At 53.0% G+C, this 19,828-nt stretch carries 16 protein-coding genes and 1 pseudogene; 1 reads left to right on the forward strand and 16 read right to left on the reverse strand.

The window, feature by feature from the left end:
* The 12 genes and pseudogenes from B157_RS0131355 to B157_RS0131410 all read right to left on the reverse strand — a co-directional run.
* Positions 1-189, reverse strand: a pseudogene (locus tag B157_RS0131355) (IS256 family transposase); the annotation flags it as partial.
* A 72-nt stretch (positions 190-261) separates the two neighbouring features.
* The gene (locus tag B157_RS37040) at positions 262-1,194 is read right to left on the reverse strand and encodes a restriction endonuclease subunit S (RefSeq protein WP_020607258.1); all 933 of its coding nucleotides are present in this window, start codon (positions 1,192-1,194) and stop codon (positions 262-264) included.
* On the reverse strand, positions 1,187-3,655 hold the full coding sequence (locus tag B157_RS0131365) for a type I restriction-modification system subunit M (protein WP_020607259.1): 2,469 nt from the start codon (positions 3,653-3,655) through the stop codon (positions 1,187-1,189). The genes B157_RS37040 and B157_RS0131365 overlap by 8 nt, the downstream gene beginning before the upstream one ends.
* 296 nt (positions 3,656-3,951) lie before the next feature.
* A complete protein-coding gene (mnmE, locus tag B157_RS0131370) occupies positions 3,952-5,328 on the reverse strand; it encodes a tRNA uridine-5-carboxymethylaminomethyl(34) synthesis GTPase MnmE (RefSeq protein ID WP_026309088.1) in 1,377 nt (458 codons plus the stop codon).
* Between the two features lie 198 nt (positions 5,329-5,526).
* Positions 5,527-6,549: an oxygenase MpaB family protein gene (locus tag B157_RS0131375; RefSeq protein ID WP_020607261.1), complete on the reverse strand. Its 1,023-nt coding sequence runs from the start codon at positions 6,547-6,549 to the stop codon at positions 5,527-5,529.
* A 65-nt stretch (positions 6,550-6,614) separates the two neighbouring features.
* Entirely contained in the window at positions 6,615-7,376 is a 762-nt protein-coding gene (locus B157_RS0131380) for an MBL fold metallo-hydrolase (RefSeq protein ID WP_020607262.1), read from the reverse strand.
* Positions 7,377-7,464: 88 nt separating this feature from the next.
* Positions 7,465-7,845, reverse strand: coding sequence for a response regulator (locus tag B157_RS0131385; RefSeq protein WP_026309089.1), 381 nt, complete (start codon positions 7,843-7,845; stop codon positions 7,465-7,467).
* A 163-nt stretch (positions 7,846-8,008) separates the two neighbouring features.
* Positions 8,009-8,545, reverse strand: coding sequence for a GNAT family N-acetyltransferase (locus B157_RS0131390; protein ID WP_020607264.1), 537 nt, complete (start codon positions 8,543-8,545; stop codon positions 8,009-8,011).
* Between the two features lie 4 nt (positions 8,546-8,549).
* On the reverse strand, positions 8,550-10,109 hold the full coding sequence (locus B157_RS0131395; protein WP_020607265.1) for a serine hydrolase domain-containing protein: 1,560 nt from the start codon (positions 10,107-10,109) through the stop codon (positions 8,550-8,552).
* A 151-nt stretch (positions 10,110-10,260) separates the two neighbouring features.
* The gene (locus B157_RS0131400; protein WP_020607266.1) at positions 10,261-12,084 is read right to left on the reverse strand and encodes an alpha-amylase family glycosyl hydrolase; all 1,824 of its coding nucleotides are present in this window, start codon (positions 12,082-12,084) and stop codon (positions 10,261-10,263) included.
* Positions 12,085-12,157: 73 nt separating this feature from the next.
* Positions 12,158-13,204 carry an SO2930 family diheme c-type cytochrome gene (locus tag B157_RS0131405; RefSeq protein WP_245565370.1) on the reverse strand — a complete coding sequence of 349 codons (1,047 nt, stop codon included), beginning with the start codon at positions 13,202-13,204 and terminating at the stop codon, positions 12,158-12,160.
* Positions 13,205-13,211: 7 nt separating this feature from the next.
* A complete protein-coding gene (locus B157_RS0131410) occupies positions 13,212-14,423 on the reverse strand; it encodes a parallel beta-helix domain-containing protein (RefSeq protein WP_020607268.1) in 1,212 nt (403 codons plus the stop codon).
* A gap of 232 nt (positions 14,424-14,655) precedes the next feature.
* On the opposite strand from B157_RS0131410, the gene B157_RS36405 reads away from it, so the two are divergent.
* Positions 14,656-16,134 (forward strand): MFS transporter, encoded by a 1,479-nt coding sequence (locus B157_RS36405; RefSeq protein ID WP_245565372.1) that lies wholly within the window; start codon positions 14,656-14,658, stop codon positions 16,132-16,134.
* Between the two features lie 35 nt (positions 16,135-16,169).
* Here the strand turns inward: B157_RS36405 and B157_RS0131420 are convergent, their stop codons facing one another.
* The 4 genes from B157_RS0131420 to B157_RS0131435 form a co-directional block, all read right to left on the reverse strand.
* Positions 16,170-16,973: a 5'-methylthioadenosine/adenosylhomocysteine nucleosidase gene (locus tag B157_RS0131420; RefSeq protein WP_020607270.1), complete on the reverse strand. Its 804-nt coding sequence runs from the start codon at positions 16,971-16,973 to the stop codon at positions 16,170-16,172.
* A gap of 87 nt (positions 16,974-17,060) precedes the next feature.
* Complete coding sequence (locus B157_RS0131425; RefSeq protein ID WP_020607271.1) at positions 17,061-17,462, reverse strand: Dabb family protein; 402 nt, start codon at positions 17,460-17,462, stop codon at positions 17,061-17,063.
* Between the two features lie 85 nt (positions 17,463-17,547).
* Complete coding sequence (locus B157_RS0131430) at positions 17,548-18,696, reverse strand: glycoside hydrolase 5 family protein (RefSeq protein WP_020607272.1); 1,149 nt, start codon at positions 18,694-18,696, stop codon at positions 17,548-17,550.
* A 58-nt stretch (positions 18,697-18,754) separates the two neighbouring features.
* Entirely contained in the window at positions 18,755-19,798 is a 1,044-nt protein-coding gene (locus B157_RS0131435; protein ID WP_041952376.1) for a glycoside hydrolase family 43 protein, read from the reverse strand.
* Positions 19,799-19,828: the final 30 nt, after the last annotated feature.

Below are 19,828 nucleotides of genomic sequence, written 5' to 3' on the forward strand. Positions count from 1 at the left end.
GTTTTGTTCGGTCTGCCGGGTCTGCACCAGGTGGCCATCCATTTCCCCTTCCAAGGCCGATTCCAGGAAGTGCTTGAGTAAGGGAGCGAACAGGCCGTTTTGGCCTGTCAGGGGTTTGCCTTCGTAGAGGCCTTTGATGGCCGCCTGCTTGAAGGACTCGAAATCGAAGTCGTTAGTTGTATCCGTCATGATTGTGAAAATAAGGATTTTTCTTTTTCCCTTCTATTCACCCTCAGCCTTGACACAGTTCAGCGAGCAGTCTCAATCTGTTATCTCTCCGCGCCAAATGGTTCCTCTTCCAAGTTTGTCAAAGTCTCCTCCTTCATTCATTAACACATCTCCGACTCTTAATAAGCATTTTTCGACTTGGCCTTTGGGTATCGTAATGTACGTAATTTCAGAAAGGTCTAAATAGCCATCTTGTACGTTTGCTACTCTCAAATAGGGCAGTGTAACGGTATCAGGCCCTTCATATTTTTTACCCAGCGTAACGCCGGATGATATAGTAGCTAATTCTCCCAATTTCACTACCTCCCACTCCCTCGGAATCATGCCCAGCGGGGACTCCTGATACAAGTCCGGGGCGTCTTCGTAGCGGGGGCGGAGCTGGCCGGTGCTGACATCGATGCCACGGGTGAATAGATCCTGCAACATACCCTGCTTCACGGCCTGATACTTGGCAATGATGGCCTCCGTCTTTTCAATCTGCCCGTCAATCGTTGAGAGGATACGGGCTATTTTGCGCTGGATGGGGAGAGGGGGAAATGGCAGAGAAATTCGGCTGAATTGACTTTTATTAACTATTGGAATGGCTGTGGCTCCATGCAAAGCATAAAGCTTATGAATGTTGTATTTTAGGTTGTAGAAAGTAAATACCGAGTTGAACTCTTCGTCACAGATTAGAGCGTTAATCTGCTGATTAGTAATCCCCGTATGTTTCACGATAGCCATTTTTCCAATAGTACTACCTATACAAGTAACCATGATTGTATTAGGAAATACTGTCCTGTTAAAGACCACACTTTTGGGAGCAACCGTTCTTTCTGTAGAACTACAATAAATTTTATCGCCAAAATCAGAAGGAGAATAAAATGGCACTTGACCTCCCCATCCATCCATATTATTTGTAGCAGGCGTATATCCTGTAATAACTCTCCCTAACTGTTCTATTGAATATACTTTCCACTCACTCATAGCCCAACTCCATCAAAAACTGGTTCAACACTTGATTTTCGGCTTCGCGTTCGGTCAACAGGCTTTTCAGCGTGACGCTGTATTTACCGTACAGGTTCTCCACGGCGGCTACAAAACTCTGGCGGTACTGCTTCAGATACCCGTCGATGGTGCCATACAGGGTACGTTCCCAGCGGGCCAGAATCAGTTGTTCGGCTTCGGCGGGGGTAATACTGAGCCGGGCGGCATCCACCAGTTCGGCAGTGCGCTTCTCCATCGCCCTGGCTTCAAACTTCAGGTCTTTCAATTCCTTCACCAGCTTATCATGACGGGCAACGCGCTCAGCCGCCACGCGGTGGGCGGGTTCCATCACCAGCACATCGTCGTCGGTGTCAAATAAGGTCGTGGGTTGTTTGGCCCGTTTGCCGGTTTTGGTTTCGGCTTTCAGTTGTTTCAGGGCTTCTTTAGAGAGAACACCGCTGTCGCTTTCGTCGGGGTCGTAGTCCTCACCTTCCGCTTCCTCAAACAACGCCTGCAACTCCGCCATACGAGCCTGATTCTGTTCGTTTTTGTCGAGCAGGTCGCCAAACTGCGAGCGCAGGATTTCTTCGTCGGGGATCAGGGCAGCACCCCAACCACTGGCCGCTACGGATTTCAGGTCGCTCAGGATGGTTTCGTTGTTCCAGAACGCGGCAAACGCCCCCCGGATCTTGAACGAGTCCAGCATACCAAAGGGCTGCAGGGTATCGGTAATGTCGGGCAGCAAGCGCCGGTACAGGTCAAACACCGCCCGTTGGCTGTTGATGGCTTTGATGGCGGGCAGGTGGTGCTGCCACCACGCCTGTAGGGCCGCGTGATAGGCCGCGTGGGTTTGCAGTACACCGGGGCTGGTTTCGATCAGGTCTTTGATCTGCTCCTTCGCGGCAACCCGGTCGGTGAATTGTCCATAACCGGGTTTGTCGTCCGTAAACAGCCGCTCCCGGCAACCAGCGTAGGTGCTGAAAAACGGCTGTAGTGCTTCCACTTCTGGCAGGGGAATGCCCCCGTTGAGGTGCGCTTTCACGTCCTGCGGTTCGGGCGCCGGGGCATTGTCGACGTACCGGCGGATGTTGAGGTTATAGTCCTCAGCGGCCAGTTCGCTGAGCGGCACCCGGCGGGAATACTTCGGCGCTTCGAGCTGGTTGCGGTACACGTTGGCAATCTTCTCGATGTCTTCCGGGCGCAGCTTGTTCTGGTTCTTCCCTTCCCGGTACTCGCGGTCGGCGTTGATAAACAGCACATCGGTACGGTCAGCCGCGCCCTGTTTGTTGATCACCAGCACACTGGCCGGAATACCCGTTCCGTAAAACAACCCCGCAGGCAGGCCGATAACGGCTTCGAGCAGGCAGTTACCGGTACTCAGCATCCACTCGCGGGCCATCTTCTCGGCTCCCCCGCGAAACAGTACCCCGTGCGGCATAATCACGGCCATCTTCCCGTCCGACTTCAGCACGCTGATCATGTGCTGCACAAACATGAAATCGCCCTTCTTCCCCGATTCGGGCATGAACACCTGAAAGCGGTCCTTATGCTCCATGCCGTTGGTGCTGTAGTTCTGCGAAAACGGCGGATTGGCAATCACCCGGTCGAAGCGTTTCAGTTCACCATCCGCCCCCAGGTGCAACGGCGACTTGATGGTATCTTCATTCCGAATGTCGGCGGTATAGATGCCGTGCAACAGCATATTCATCCGGCACAAGGACCAGGTCGTACCGTTGCTCTCCTGCCCGTACAGGGCCAGATTCCGCGTGTTCCCACCCGACTGCGCCACGTAACTCTGCGACTGAATCAGCATACCACCCGAACCCACCGTGGGGTCGTAGATGGCCATTCCCTCCTGCGGTTCGATCAGGTTGGTGAGCAGGTTTACCACTTCGGCGGGGGTGTAGAACTCGCCCCCTTTCTTCCCGGCACTATCGGCAAAGTACTTGATGAGGTATTCATAAGCCGCCCCCATCAGGTCCGGGAATTCAAAATCCTCATCGCGTAGCGGAATGTGTTCAAAGTGCTCGATAAACTCCACCAGTTTAGCATCTTCGAGGGCTTTCTGCCCCACCTTCTTGTTGTAGTTGATGCTTTTCAGTACATCCTGCAGCGTGTTGGGGTTAGCTTCTTCCAATTCGGCCAACGCCTTGTTCAGCATCGACCCTACGTCCTTCTTCAGGTGCCGGATGTTCTCCCAGCGGGCGCGTTCGGGCACGTAAAAATCGTATTTGGACGGCGTTTCCAGCTGGATCTGTACCAGATCGTCCGGCAAGCCTTTGGCACGGTACTCCTGTTCCAGCCGGGTACGGTCGGAATGGAATTTATCACTGAGCCGCTTCAGGAAGAGCACCCCGAAAATATGTTCTTTAAACTCCGACGCGTCCATGTTGCCCCGCAGAATATCGCAGGCTTTCAGCAGCAGTTGTTCGAGTTTGGAGAGGGAGAGTTTTTGGGTCATGGGGTAGCGTGGGTGAAAAACGGGTAGTTAGCTGACAATGAGTAACTGACCCGTTTATGAGATTATACGGGTTTAAAAAAGGAAAGCAATATAAGGAGAGGAGAGCAACCGGCGGGCGGAGGACGATAAAATGTTGTTAGCAGTCGGTTGGAAACGTACGTTTCGGGTGGTACTGGGAGTACTTGGAAAACCACCCCCAACCCCCTCCTAAAACAGGAGGAGGCTACCCAGCGGGCTCTTCCTTTTAGCCCCCTCCTGTTTTAGGAGGGGGTTGGGGGTGGTAATAACAAGCCCCCTTACTTTCCGATACAGAACTTACTAAATATCGACTCCAGCAAGTCATCCGTTGTAATCTGTCCCGTCAACTCACCCAAATGCTGCAACGCTACCCGTAAATCCATCGCCAGCCAGTCGGGGGTGACGCCCGAGTCGAGGCCGTTGATGGCGCGGGCCAGGGCTTCATCAGTACCGGTGAGGTGGTTGTAATGGCGGGCATTGGTCACTACGGCACTACCCGTCTGTACGGCAGCATCGGTACGAACGCGGGACGAGAGCGCAGTTTTCAATTCCTCCAGATGGGTTTGCTTAGCCGCCGAAATCCAGACAACTTTTTCACCCAGTATGTCCTCCAGTGCCTGACGGGTGTTGTCGGTAATTGCATCCAGTTTATTACCCACCAGCAGATATGGTTTACCGGATGCGCGCACCACATCGACAGCCAGTTGTAGTTCATCGGGCTGGACATTCTTGCCATCGAACAGGTAAACGACCAGGGAGGCATCGCGCATTTTCTGCTGCGTTCGCTCGATGCCGATGGCCTCAATATGGTCGGTGGCCTCCCGTAATCCGGCGGTATCGATGAGCCGGAAGCGGATACCGTCCAGAAACAGTTCGTCTTCAATCACATCGCGGGTGGTGCCGGGAATATCGGACACGATGGCTTTTTCTTCATTCAGCAGGGCATTCAGCAGGGTCGATTTACCGGCGTTGGGCTTACCGACAATCACCGTCGGAACGCCGTTTTTGATGGCGTTGCCGGTCGAGAAGGAGTCGATTAGGGGATGCAGTATCCGCCGAATATCAAGCATCAGTTGCCGGAGCCGATCGCGGTGGGCAAACTCCACGTCTTCCTCCCCAAAATCAAGTTCTAATTCAACCAACGCCACAAAATCAATGAGTTGCTGACGAAGCTCTTTCAGTTGCCGGGAGAAACCACCCCGCAACTGAGTCAGGGCCGCCCGATGGCTGGCGTCTGAGTCGGATGCAATCAGGTCAGCAACGGCTTCGGCTTGTACCAGATCGAACTGGCCGTTCAGGAAAGCCCGCTGCGTGAACTCGCCCGGCAGAGCCAGCCGCACACCCTCCTGCATCAACCGGCGCAGAATCTGCTGGATAATAAACTCCGACCCGTGGCAGGAAATTTCGACAACATCCTCTTTGGTGAACGACTTCGGTGCCCGAAAAACCGTGATCAGCACTTCGTCGATGATGCTGTTATCCTGGTTACGAAGGGTGCCAAAATGGGCCGTGTGGCTATCCTGACGGGTAAGATTTTTCCCTTTGAAAAAACGCTGCGTCCGGTCGATAGCACCGTCGCCCGATACGCGGATAACGGCAATGGCACCAATGCCCGGTGCGGTGGCTAATGCAGCAATGGGTTCTGAATGAAGCAAAATTTTGGTGTTTAGTTTGCGGTAGCCCCGCAAGACCAGATTTACTGATTTGAACGAAATAAACGTTGAAGTAATGATGAACCCACCACCCCCAACCCCCTCCTAAAACAGGAGGGGGCTTTAGAAAGGGAACCCCGCTGGGGAGCCCCCTCCTGTTTTAGGAGGGGGTTGGGGGTGGTAATCGGCCCGGCAGGAACCTCAATTAAAACCAGGAAAAATAGGCAGCCGACTGATCAGACCCGCCAATCGCTTTTCGACCGGCACTTTAGGAATGCCCAGCCAATCGGCGTATTCGTCGCCCAGGAAGAAACGCATTTCACCAGCCGCGAGGTTCCGGGCTGTTTCGGGTATGGCCACACCACGCCCGGCCTGTACGGATACGTCGCCGATGGCATTCAGCAGCGACCGCGTTAGTCCGATACCCGCTTCGGACGTAGCAAACTGACGCCGGGCAATGGCCTTGTTCAACGTGTACGCTTCCCGCATATTCTGGGGGAGCAACGCATCGGCCACGCCAATCAGCGAGTTGATTACACCCGTAAGGTGCAGGTAATCCTCTTCCTCTTTTTCCGTCAGCGATACGTCCGCTTTCCGAAGCCCCAGCAGCACAATGTAGGAGAAGGCGATGTTCGTTCCGGCCATATCTTCCTGATTGACGGGGTGACCCCATGCATCATTCCATCTACCCGAATGCAGGGAAAACCAACGCGCACCGGCGTGAATCAGCCTGATTTTCAGGGTTCGCGCGATGGCGGTACCCGTGCCGGTACGCCACTCTTTGGGATTATGAACGGCAAACACCCACTCGCCCGTTTCCTGTAACCGGCGGGCCGTGTCATTTTTGATACGTTCGGTTATCCACAGTACCTGCGCTCCGTTGGCGCCCAGATACGTATAAGGCAGGGAGAACAAACCCAGCGTCAGACCAATTTTCTGAGCGTTCTTTTTGAAAAATTCCATCCCCCGCTGCATCCTGTCGGCTTCGGCCCAGGCTGGCATACTGGCGTATTGAACAAAAAAATCCTGCACGGCCGGGTGCTGTTCTGCGGCCTTAAAATCAGCCGTATCGGCCAGCCAGCGCATCAGCAAGCGTAATCCGGTGGGGCCATCGGCATCAACGACCGCCGTAATGACGGCGTCGGCGGGTGCATCGCCCTGCTGGCGATACGATTCCAGGAGGGTATCTGAAAATAGACGAGTAGGTTTGACTAAGACGGGCATCGAACGGTTGGAGTTGTACCTGATAACGATGCGTTGAAACGATTGGTTTACCCGGCAATCAGCCCTTATAGCCGAATTTGCAACCCATCGTAGCCCAGCCGGATGTGGGCCGGTAATTCTTTTTCAACATCGCGGTGCAACCCGAGCTTGTGGCTGATGTGAATGAAATATGTTTGGCGGGCACCCACCCGATTAGCGAGTGCTATGGCCTGGTCGAGGGTGAAGTGGGACGGATGATCATTCCGTTGCAGCGCATCCAGCACCAGAACTTCGGTACCCTGTACTTTTTCCAGTTCTTCGTCGGAAATATAATTGAGGTCAGTGAGGTACGTGAAATTACCAATCCGGTAGCCATAAACGGGGAGTTTATGGTGCATTACCTCAATGGGTATTACCCGAACACCCAGTACATCAACTGGTTCGTTATTGATTTCGTGTACCTGTATGTTGGGGATGCCCGGATACTTCTGGTCAGCAAAAATATAGGCAAATTCACGCTTCAACTGAGCCAGAACCGTTGGCCGCCCGTATACAGGCATGTCCCTTCCCGACAGGAAATTGTAGGCTCTTACTTCATCAAGCCCCGCCGTGTGATCTTTATGTTCGTGGGTAAAAAAGACGGCATCGAGTTGCCGAAGGTTGAGCCGGAGTACCTGCTGCCGAAAGTCAGGGCCGGTATCGATGATAAAACTCCTGCCATCTACGGCAATATGAGCCGATGTCCGAAGTCGCTTATCCCGAAAATCAACGGACTGGCATACCTCGCAGGTACACCCGATCAGCGGCACACCAGACGATGTACCTGTACCCAGGAGAGTGATAAGCATGAAGTGGTAGTAGTTAGGAGTTAGGAGCGAGTACGTAAGAGCGATGCGCCAGCAACTCCTGCGTACTCGCTCCTAACTCCTAACTACTTTAATTATCGGTCAACTGGTTAACAACTTCAACCAGGCGGTCAAAATTGAGTGGCTTTACGAGTACATCGTTAAAACCGGCGGTTTTAAACTCTTCTTCGGTGTAATTCTTGGCGTTGCCGGTAATGGCCACAATGGGTACGTTGGCTTTCTCGGCATCTGACAAAGCCCGAACGCGTCGAACGCACTCCATGCCATCCATCAACGGCATGTTGATATCTAACAACAGAATGTTAAAGTCTTCTTTTTCAAGAATTTGCAAGACTTGTTCGCCATTTTTGACGGCGGTAATCTCATAATTCTGAAACTCAAGAATTTTGCGGGCCAGATTCTGGATAACGGAGCTATCTTCGGCAATCAAGACTCGTTTGAAGGATGTCATATAACTAGTGGTATCAGTTGCAATTTAAGGTGGTGAAATTAAAGCGTTAAATTGGCAAACGCAAAACGGGATAAACCTTCACTGGCGTAATATAGTCCCTTTTCACCCGTGTTTAGGGATAGATTACCAGGAAAGGTGAAAATAAGTGTGTTTAAAAAAGCACTTATCTCCTGCCATCTGCCTGTTCGTTCAATTCTCTTTTCATAACGATAAACTCCAGCTTCTGTTTAGGCAATCCAAAACGGGGGTCGTCAGGAAACGGTTTTTTTTCGCCGGTGGCCCTAAATCCACGTCGTTCATACCAGGCAATCAGTTCGTGCCGGGCCGTAATAACGGTAATCGTAATGGTCTGGCATTGTTGCTCCTGCGCCAGTTTTTCGGCGGCTGTCAATAACTTTTTCCCAATGCCTGCGGTCTGCGCTTCGGGCAACACGGTGAGCATACCGAGGTATAATTCCGTTCCTTTCTTTTCCAGCGCAACGCAACCCACTAAATGGCCCGCATCCTCATATTTCAGAATCGTTTCGGTGGGGTTTTGCAGCATAGCCTTCAGTCCGGTCTCATCGGTTCGGATACCATCCAGCAAGTCGGCTTCGGTGGTCCAGCCTTTTCGGGAGCTTTCGCCCCGGTAAGCTCCATTTACCAGGGCGCCTAGTGCTGGGATGTCCGCTTCAGAAGCGATTGAAATGACTGTGCTCATGTACTTATTTGCTTACCTCCCGAAAATCCAGTTGCTGAATGAGTGCTGGGTTTTCGGGGGTCAGGGTAAAAAAAACATCGATGTTAGCCTTCTCTCCTTCCATCAGAAAATGCCCCCGCAACTGATTTTCCGGGATAAGTTCGCCGACTTTCCGGATAGTTCCGGCTTTAGCGTACAACGCCTGAACCGCTTTCCGGCGAAAGTCGAGGGATTTATCAGGAAAGAAATTCTCCGCGAAAATACCGCTTTGTTCCGCGTTTTTCCAGTCGGGCAGTAGTTTCAGGAGTTCCGCTTTTCGCTGGGCCAGTATGGGTGATACCGGCAATTGACGGGGCTGGAGTTTCCCAATGGCCACCAGTGTATCCAGCACCGCCGAGTTCACCGACCCCATCCCGGCGTAGGTCAGGTTGGCATAAGAAATAACACCAATACCGTACTCGGGTAAAATCCGCCATTGACTCCCGAAACCGGGTAAACCGCCACTATGCCCTACGCTAACGATACCAGCACAATTCTGACTCCAGCCCAGTCCGTAGCCGTAGCCGCTGGCCGTCGGGCAAATCTGCCCTGCCGGGTTTTTCGACTGGGCAAACAAACCCGAAAACGTCCAGGGCTGCGCCATTTCACGAATGGAGCTTCGTTTGATGGGCCCGTTATCCGCGTCATCTCGCGGGGGCCAGGCCGCTTCGTGCAGCGCGACATACTTACTGAAATCCTCAATGGACGTAATCAGGCCGCCCATTGCCCCGTAAGATCCATCGTGCAGCAGCGGTTCTTCTACCCAGGTATCATCCAGCCAGCGGTAGCCGAGAGCCAGTTTCTCCAACGGCACCTGCGTATATTCCCACTTCGTATCGTTCATACCCAGCGGTTTCAGGATGGTTTCGGTAATGTACTGCTGATACGGTTTGCCCGACACCACCGTGATGATATGACCGAGCATGGCAAAAGCGAGATTGCTGTATTCGTAGGCGAACGAGGGAACATTGGCGTTTGAAATACCACCCTTGATGAGGTTGATTAAATCAGCATCCGAATCGGCCAGTTGCCGGTCGCCCCAGGGGTTGTCTTCGGGAAAGCCAGCGGAGTGCGTCATCAGGTTACGCACAGTGATTCGGGGCGCATCTGCCGCGAGGTATTTATGCGATTTCAGTTCGGGAATGTAGGTTTCGGCAGGGTCATTGAGCCGTAGTTTGCCCGCATCCCGGAGTTTCAGAATCGCCATCGCCGTGATGCTTTTCGACATGGACGCAATCCGAAACAGGGACTTCGCAGTAGCAGGAGTCTTTTTAGCCACATCAGTGTACCCAAACCCGCCCGAGTACACCAGTTTCCCGTCCACCACGATACCAAAGGCCGTACCGGGATAATGGTATTTTTCGGCCCGTTCCCGATACAGTTTCTCAACGATAGGAAAAGCAGCTTCCAGTTTTTTCAGCCGGTCGGCATCCGTAAAAACGGGAGGCTGGTAATTTGTTACGTGCGGCACGGTACGAACGGCTGACGTTTGGGCACAGGCCGATGACGCTACCAAAAGAAAAAGAGAGAGGTAAGTGTACTTCATGGTTTCAGGTTGTTAGAAAGCGCAAAGCTGTTTGAAATTCTTCAAAATATAATGCGGGTTTTGTCTTTCAATGTTTGTCATTCCGCCGACAGGAGGAATCTCAATTCCACCAACTTGAGATTCCTCCTGTCGGCGGAATGACAAAAAAGATTTACGTAATCTCCAGCACCAGCACACCCAATGGCGGCAATTCGACGGGTACAATACGGTTACCAGTCCGTTTAGTTTTCGTGCGAAAAATATCCGTAAACGAATAGGTTTTAGTAGCTGACAGTTTCATTTTCTGCCAGGCTTCGTCGGATATTTTCACCGATGTCCTGACAGACTTCTGCTTATCAAAATTGCAGACAATCAATAGTTTTTGCTTATCCGAGTAACGCAGGTAACTGAATACCCGCGTCTGATTGTAGTCTTTACTGGCTGTATTGGCCTCCTGCAAATCATAAAAGCCGCCCGTTCGGATGGCATCGCTAGAGCCAACGAGTTGGTTAAGCTGTTGATAAAACTGCCGTATTTTTTTCTGATTATCGGTCAGTTTCCCCCCATCGAATCGTCCCTGATTTATCCAGGCCTGGTATTCGGGTACACCCCAGTAATCAAAAATGGTGGTACGCCCATCGTTCCCCTGAAAGCCCTCGGCCTTCGTAGGGTTCACGCCCAGCTCCTGACCAAAGTACAGCATCATCGGCCCCGTATGCAGCGTTGCAGCCAGCGTCATGGCCGGTACTGCCACCCAGGGGTCGTTGGCGAAGAATCGGGAGGCAATGCGCTGCTCGTCATGATTTTCCAGAAATCGCAGCATGTGTTCCGAAATGTCGCCGGACTCGTTTTTCCAGACATTTGTAATATCGGCGGTTGTCCCTTTCCCTTCCATGAGTCGCCGGAGGGCGTCGTACAGCCCTACCTTGTCGTAGAGGTAATCGAATTTGCCGGTCTGGATATAGGCTTTGTACTGTTTCGGATTATAAATTTCGGCAATGAATATCACCGATGGTTTTGCTTCTTTCACCTGCGGAATGGCCCATTCCCAAAATTCCACCGGTACCATCTCGGCCATGTCGCAGCGGAAACCGTCCACCCCTTTTTTGGCCCAGAACAGCAGGATATCCCGCATTCTCCGCCAGGTAGACGGAATGGGATCGAAGTACTGCCGCCGGTTGTTCTGGTAATCGATCCCGTAGTTGAGTTTCACCGTTTCGTACCAGTCATCAACACTTGGCTGGGCCTTGAATACGTCGTTCCCAGTCGCTTTGGCCGGGTTCTCGACGTAGGGCTCTATCGGTACATCAGGAGGCAGCGAAACACCGTCGGGCACCTGAAATGGCTCGTTCGGAAGATAGTAAAAGTTGTTTTGCGGATTGAAGGTTGTGGTCTTATCGTCATGCTGTCCCATATCGACCACCCCGGCGGGTTTGGCATCGGAATGATACTCGCGGGCAAGGTGGTTCGGGATAAAATCAATGATGACCTTCAGCCCATTGGCGTGGGTACGTTTCAGCAGGGCGTCAAATTCCTGCATCCGGTTGTTGACATCAACAGCCAGGTCCGGGTCGACATCGTAATAATCCTTGATGGCGTACGGCGACCCGGCCCGGCCCTTCACCACCATCGGATTATCTTTTCGGATGCCGTTGGCCGAGTAATCGGTCATGAGGGCATGTTCCAGAATGCCCGTGTACCAGACGTGCGAAATCCCGAACTTCTTTAACGCCAGTAAGGCTTTGTCCGTAATATCGTTAAACTTCCCGACGCCATTTTCGTCGCGGGTACCCCAGGATTTATTGGTGCTGTTCTGATTCCCGAACAGACGCGTAAAAACCTGATAGATAACGAGCTTATCCGTCCGCGTAGCGGCTGGATTCAGGAGCGAACCGGCGGCTTTTACAACGTCATGGCTGAGCACAGTTGCCGCAAACAGACCGGTGGAGAACGTACGGCGGGATAGTTTATGAAATGCGGGATTGTCGTTTGTCATAGGTTCAGCAAAAGTAATTTATAATTCACCTCAACCCCTCCCCGGTAGGGAGGGGTTGGGGTGGGGCGGAACGTTACTTCATCGCCTTAATCCACTCCTGTAACAACGCCAGACTTTCCGTTTGCACCGTTTTCCGGCCCAGTTCAGGCATCATTTCGCCGGGGTCCGTCGACTGCAGCCGATAAATCAGAATGGATTCGTCGGGTTTGCCGGGTACAACATCGAACGAATGTCCGCCCGAACCGCGTCCGGCGGCCACGGGCGTTTTTAGAATGCCCAGCGCAGTGAGGTCCGTTTCGGAAGCACGGAGGTTCAGCCCTGAGGTCATGGCGGGGCCTTTTGGATTGTGGCAGTGGGCGCAGTTGATGTCGAGCCAGATGCGCGCCCGGTCGTTGAGTGAACCCGTTTCGGGATTGTTCCAGACGGGTGCTTTGGGGCAGTCGGCTAACGGGGGCATACCGGCTAGCATACGCTCCTGTTTCCAGTACGTTAGCTGATTTTCGGGCGTAGCTTTCGCCGTCCCGCCGTAGGTAAGGTTGCCGTTCAGTTGCCGTACCGAGGGACCGATGGGTGTCATCACTTCATTGCGGTTATGGCATCCTTTGCACTGATTCAGATTCGGGATAACGTAATTCTGCTGATGAATTTGCCCTTTGTTATCAACGAATTGAACCGGCTTGGTATCGCCCGCTACTTCCAGCATCGCATCGGTCTGTTCGTCATTCCAGACGTAGTCGAAGGCTTTCCAGCCTGCCGGCTGATGGAGCAGCAACCGGGTTTCCACCAACCGTCGCCCTTTGGCCGGGTCGCGAAAATCGTTGGGGAAGTAGAACGTTTTGATGAGCGTAGTACCCACCGGGAAATCCAGTACCGCCGAATCGTTGTAGGCAACGGGTTGCCCATCGGGCAGTTTGACAAAGCGAAGTTTTTCGGCATAATCCGAAAATAGGGGCGTATTCAGCGCATAGGGCACTACCCCGGCCACGGGTTTCTGCAGAGCGGGATTACCGGCAAAAAAACCATAGTCCGAGAGTTTATTGGGCACGGCATCCGTCCGCCAACTGGCTAACGTAAGCCAGACGACAGTAGCCATCAAACCATAAAAGACAGCCTTACGCATACCTATCTTACCGGCCATTACCAACGGTTATTTTTACGGGTTCTAATTGACAATCAAAGGGGGCGGCATCGCGCGAAACATTTTTGAAACCCTGCGCGGCATCGAGGTTGGCGATACTTTGATTTTTGTTGTTACGGATACAAATACGTTTATCGGCTGGCATATTCCCGTTCTTATCCAGCGTGGCCGGGTCGGCAATACCATCGTACAGAATGTGCGGAATATCCTGATTGAACTTCAGCACCGAGTGAAACATTTTGCCGAAACGTCCCCGCGTGGTGGGTGGCCCGGCCTTGCGTTCGTACACGTTGTCGTGAATGGAAATGCCGGTCGAGAAAGGATAATAGCCCTTATCGGTGATGGGGCGTTCGGTGAGCAGGTAGCTGATGATTCCTGTTCCTACGCTCTGGTTGTTAATGAACCGGTTGTTGAACACCTCTACATTGCTGGCCGCCAGAATCAGCAGTCCGGTGCCATCCGATACGCCCGCCACGATGTTGCCTTCCGGTGCAAAGTTGGGCAGGTTATTATCGTGAACGTAGTTGTTGTACACCCTGACATTACCGCCCTGTTTCTGCACCAGGTCGGGCAGGTCAAATACCAGAATCCCCCCCGTATTCTCGTAGGCTTCGTTATCGAACACCTCGGCGTTGCGGGAGTTCTCAATTTCGATGCCCGCCACGTTGTGGTAGGCTTTGCTGTTTTTAACGACAATCCCCCGCGACTGCCCTACGTAAATACCCGCGTCGGACGCCCCGATGGCGATGCAGTTGTCGATAACCACGTTGTCGCACTGGACGGGATAGAGTCCATAGCCGCCATTTTCGGCCTTTGGCGGCCCGGTCCATTCTACTTTTACGTTGCGAAACGTGATGCCTTTCACGTTCATCGTCTTGATACCGTCCCCTTTGCTATCCTGAATAGTCAGGTCTTCAATGATAATATTCTCGGCATTGGATACCCGTAGTCCTTCGGCTCCATCAGTTTGTCCTTTAAAACTGAGAATCGTTTTATCAATGCCTTTTCCCCGGATAGTAATTTTCTTTTTATCCTGCAAAGACAAACTCCCGGAAAACGTAAAAGTACCCTGGTCCAGCGTAACGGTTCCACCATCATCAACCATGATGAGCTGGGTCTGATAGCGTTTCTGCACGTCGGTTTGCGACCAGCCTAGGCTAACAGACAGGGTCGTAATCACAACAATCAAGTAGTATTTCATCGGTTCTGGTTTAGGAAAGTCAGCTTGATAAAGAAACATCAAGGTACGGAATTTTGTCGTTCTTACCATACAACGCTTCCGGCACCCGTGCGCATGACAACGCCAGGGAGTGACACAGCCTGGCTCCGAAACGACGGGTATCAACAGTGCGATTGTTATCCTTTTTCGGCTCTCATCACCGGAACAAGGGGTACCTTTTACCGGTTACCTTCAAAAGCAATGCTTCCTGCCTGTGTCTATATCCCCTCCTGCCGAGACTACGTCGCTACCCAACAAATGGATGGTGCTGGCTACTGTCATGTTTGGCACCTTCATGTCTACCCTCGATAGCAGTATCGTCAACATTGCCCTGCCCACCATCCGGCGCGAACTGAACGCCGGTGACCGGGTAGAATGGATTGTGCTTTGTTACCTCCTTACTACCACCAGTACGCTCCTTATCATGGGGAAATTATCGGACTGGGTTGGTCGCCGACGACTATACATCACGGGTTTCGGGGTGTTTGTACTGGGTTCGCTGCTGTGCGGACTGGCCTGGAGCCTTTGGTCGCTGGTTGCGTTTCGGGTGGTGCAGGGGCTGGGCGCTTCCATGATTTTCGCCATTGGCCCAGCCATTATCAGTGATGCTTTTGCCCCAAGAGAGCGTGGAAAGGCGCTGGGATTGATGGGGACAGTAGTAGCCGCCGGAGCCAGCACCGGCCCCGTTGTGGGCGGATTGTTACTGGGGAAGTTTGGCTGGACGAGCATTTTTTTTGTCAATGTACCCATCGGACTACTCGCCATCTGGCGGGCATGGCTCGTATTGCCCAAAAGCACGAGAGTAGAACAAAAACGCTTCGACCTGTTGGGAGCCGGGTTATTCCTGCTGGGTGTGGTCTCGCTGTTGACGGGGCTGGATTTCGGGTCCGAACCCCGCTACGGCTGGGACAGTACGGTTGTTATCAGCCTGTTGACTGTCGGGGCCTTACTGCTGCTATTCTTCCTGATTTGGGAGAAGCGCGTTCGGGAGCCGATGCTCCAGTTGAGCCTGTTTCGGGTCAAGCCATATACGTCGGCCATTCTTGCCGCCTTTTGCGGGTTCATTGCTTCGGGCGCCAACCTGTTCGTGATTCCCTTTTTTCTGCAGCAATTGCTTGGTCTCCCGCCCGAAACGGCGGGATTAGTCCTGCTGGCCGGGCCGCTTACGCTGAGTGTCGTTGCGCCCATAGGCGGTTACCTGTCCGATAAAATCGAGACCCGCTGGCTCTCCACTACGGGTCTGCTGATTACGGCCTGTGGCTACTTCGCGTTTTCGTTTCTGAACAGCACCTGGGACTGGAAAGAGGTTGTCTGGCGCAGTGCGCTGATTAGTTTAGGCTTCGGCCTGTTCCAATCGCCCAACAGCAGCACGGCTCTCAACGCGGCACCATTGGCGCAGCGCGGCATTGCCAGCAGCATCATTGCGTTCATGCGAAACCTGGGCCTGGTGACGGGTATTGCCCTGGCTGCGGCCGTCTGGTACAGCACCCGCAACCGGTACGCGCTAGCCAACGGCGTAACGCCCGAAGCCGCACCGGCCCAACTGCTCGGTATGCACTATGCGTATCTGGTGATGGCCGGTCTGGTGCTGATTGGGGCGGTCATTTCGTTCACGAGAGGTAAAATCAGTGCATCCGCAGCGGATTCTGTTCAGGTTAAACAAGGGCCCCGGTTGTCAAAACCACCACGCTAACGGGTGGGTCTAAAAAAATCAGTGGGTACCGTAGCTTACAGGCCTTTTACCAAAGCCAGTACTAACCTGGCCGAGTTGCGGGCGGCCGTCTGGTAAAACGACAGCATGTCAGTTCGGGCATTGGCGTCGGCCCGGTCACTCAGACTTCTAATGACAAGGTGAGGTACTTGCATCTGGTAGCAAACCTGTGCCACAGCGGCTCCCTCCATCTCGGTAGCGTCGGCATTGAACGTTTGTCGTAACTCCGCCACTTTTTGGGCCGACGAGATAAACTGATCCCCCGTAACGACTGTACCCGTTAGGACAGACGGTGGGCGAGACGTGCCGGGAATAGGATCGAACATAACCGAGCGGGCTACGGCCTGAGCTCGGGCCAACATAACGGAGTCGGCTTTAAAATAGGCTGGGTTTTTTTCGCCCGTTACCGCGTTGCGCGTCTCAATGGATGGCTGCTTCTCAAAGGTAATGTATTGGTAGTCATGATGAACCGTCTGGCGGGCTATGACAATATCGCCCGGCTGAAGGGCGGGATTGGTACCACCGGCAATACCGGTAAACAATACCTGCCGGGGATGAAAATGACTGAGCAGCAGGGCAGTTGTCATGGCCGCGTTTACTTTGCCAATACCTGTTTCGGCAACCACTACGCGCTGGTTACCAATAAGCCCCGTTGTAAACGGAATGCCCTCAATCAGTACCGTTTTGGGGTCTTCCAGCGATTGTTTTACCAGCGAAACCTCCGCAGCAAACGCGCCCAGCAGTCCGGTAACGGGCTGAGGTGTGTAGACTTGCGCGAAGGAGGTATACGTTAGGGTCAGCAGTATAAGCAGGTATTTCATACAATCAGCGGATTAAGTAGCAAAGTAAAGCCCCAAAAAGCCTGCATCTGAGTAGACGCAGGCTCTTTCGACTAACCCGGAAGGCTTTTACCGTTTTGGGCCGATGGAGTCATAGATAACTACTTTCTCCCACAGCGTGGCGTAATTATTCCGGAAATCGTCGTGGATGGGATCTTTCTGGTAAGCCTCTTCATCTGCGGGGCTGTCGAAGAAACATAGCCAGGAATAGGCGTACGTACGCTCGATAACGGCGCGGTTAGTACTGGCCGGTTCGCCAATGTGAACCAGTTTGATGGTTGGGCATTTGGCCAGCCTATTCAGGCCTTCCAGCAATTTGGCTTTATCGGCCGCACTGTCGGCATTTTTCAGGTAAAAGAAAACGTGGTGTACGAACATAGTTTTGGGGGCATTGGTAAAAGCGGGCAGGCTGGCACTTAGTCCGACTGCTACGCTGGTTTTGATGAACGTTCTTCGCGACTGTTCAGACATACACTGAGTTGGATAATGGCAGTAAAATTGCCAAACGATTCGCTGGCAGCCAAATCGAAACCAAAATCAGTGGATACCCCGCTACTTATTTCCCGGTGGCCTGCTTGATAGCGGCTACTTCGGCCGGGTCGACGGGGGTGCCGTCCTGCTTGAATACTTCGTGAAACCAGATGGCCGGTTCGCGTCCGTTGACGTAGGGTTTCTGCCAGCTATCCCAGGGCAGAAACGTCTGGGTTTTTCCCGCCACGAAACCCCAGTTGATCATACCCACTTTCGCGGCTTTGGCAATGGGCAGGTGCGTCTGAAACTTACTATCCACGCCCCGCGCCATGTACTCCGTGCAGATAACGGGCCGCCCGAAGGATTTCAGGGCGGGTATCACGCTGGTCAGCGCATCGGCCGTTGAGTACTGGTGAAAGGTGATAATATCCGAATTATTGAACTGCACGGTTTCCATGGCACTCCACTTGGCCGGATTTTTCCAATCCTCCGGCGTGCGGTAAATCCACACCCCCGATGTCAGCGGCTGAGAGGCCCCCGCTGCCCGTGCCCACTGAAAAACGTAGGGCAGCAGGTTGGTAATAATGGCTATTTTCCGGGCTTTGGGTAATTCTGTTTTGATGGTGTGATTCTGACCATAGCTGTTGTCGTTGGCATTGTCGGGTTCGTTCCAGACATCCCAGCACAAAATACGGTTGTCGTTTTTGAACGCGTTAACCACGCCCTTCACGTACGTTTCCAGCCGGGGGTACTGCGACACATCCGACAGGGCTTCGGCACCGGGGCTTTGCAGCCAGCCAGAGTTATGGTAGCCCGGTACGGGTTCGTGCTGCGTACCGAGTCTGGGCATCGGGTCCCAGCACGAATCGAACAACACCAGCATGGGCCGGATTTTATGTTTGGCGCAGATGGTCAGGAACTGGTCCATCCGCCTGGTGAAACCGGCCGGGTCCTGCCAGAGCAAGTCGTGCAGAAATACGCGCATGGTATTCATACCGATGCTTTCGGCCATGGCCAGTTCTTTATCGATAATAGCGGGATCGAACGTGGCGGCCTGAAACATTTCCAGTTCATTGATGGCATTGGCAGGAGCGTAATTGGCACCCACCAGAAACGGCTCTTTGGCATACCAGGCGTTGGCTTTAGTCGCCGACCAGCGGCCGGGCGCATCCTGTTGCTGCGCCAGCGTCAGGGTGGAGATAAAAAGGAGTACGAAAAAAAAGAATCGGTTCATAAGTAAGCGATTGCAGCGAGTTATGTGAAAAGGATTCGGTTGTATTCAGGTAGCATTGTTACTCTCCTACGGGTACGGGCATGGGCTTTTTGGGGGCTGGTTTACCGAAATTGGGTGAACCGTCGGCATGCCACGTAAAGGGCTGAATATAGGGTGCCCGTTTGTTGCCGCAGCCATCCGTGGCGGATGGATTAGCGTGGTAGATCATCCAGTCCTGCCCAGCTCTGTCCCGAAAGAATCCACCATGACCGGGTGCCCACACCTCGTTTTCTGGTGACTGACTAAACACGGGGCCATTGTGCTTGATCCAGTTTTTTGCATCGAGCAAGTCACCTTTTCCGGTATACGTCAGCAAGCCCATACTGTAGTCGAGCCAGCAGGCATTGGCCGAATACACAATGAACAGGTTATCGTTATGGGCCAGGAACTCCGGTCCTTCGTTGACATAGATTTTAGGTACTTCACCATTCTTCTGCCACGCCTGCGGCACATCGCCATGCAGTTCCCAGGGTTGGTTGGGCTGTGAAATTTTGACCCGCTCACCGTCCAGAGTCCAGGGGTTTTTAAGCCGGGCGATGTAAATATCCTGCCGACCGTTGGTTTTACCCTCCCAACCCGACCAGGTAGCATACAACTGGCCCTTGTACTCAATGACCGACATATCAATTTCCCAGTGATCGTCTTTGTCGCCAACCTTTCCTTTCATGGCCCACTCGTCCTGCATCGGATCGGGCGATGGGTTTTCGATGACCCAAACCCGGTGCGACAGGTTATTAAGCGAATCGGCAGAGAAGTAGATGTACCAGCGATTATTAAAGTTGTGAATTTCGGGTGCCCATAATTCTTTGGAATAAGGCTGGCCGGGAGGGGGCGTATAGATGACTTTGCTTTCGGCGTTGGCCAGGTCAGCCATGTTCCGGGTTTTCCAGAGGGTCAGGTTCCGGCCGGTGGTGTTCATGTAATAATACCAGCCGTCTTTCTGAAATACCCAGGGGTCGGGACCGGAGTTTTTGACGGGGTTTGTAAATGTGCGTTGCGCAAACACTACAGGACCGGCCAGAAGCAGTAAAACCAGCACAGACAGACACCGTACTTGTTGCATAGGGGGTGAAAAAGGGTACATCGAACAAAG

Origin of the sequence: Spirosoma spitsbergense DSM 19989 (genome assembly GCF_000374085.1) — a bacterium.
Taxonomy (GTDB): Bacteria; Bacteroidota; Bacteroidia; order Cytophagales; family Spirosomataceae; genus Spirosoma; species Spirosoma spitsbergense.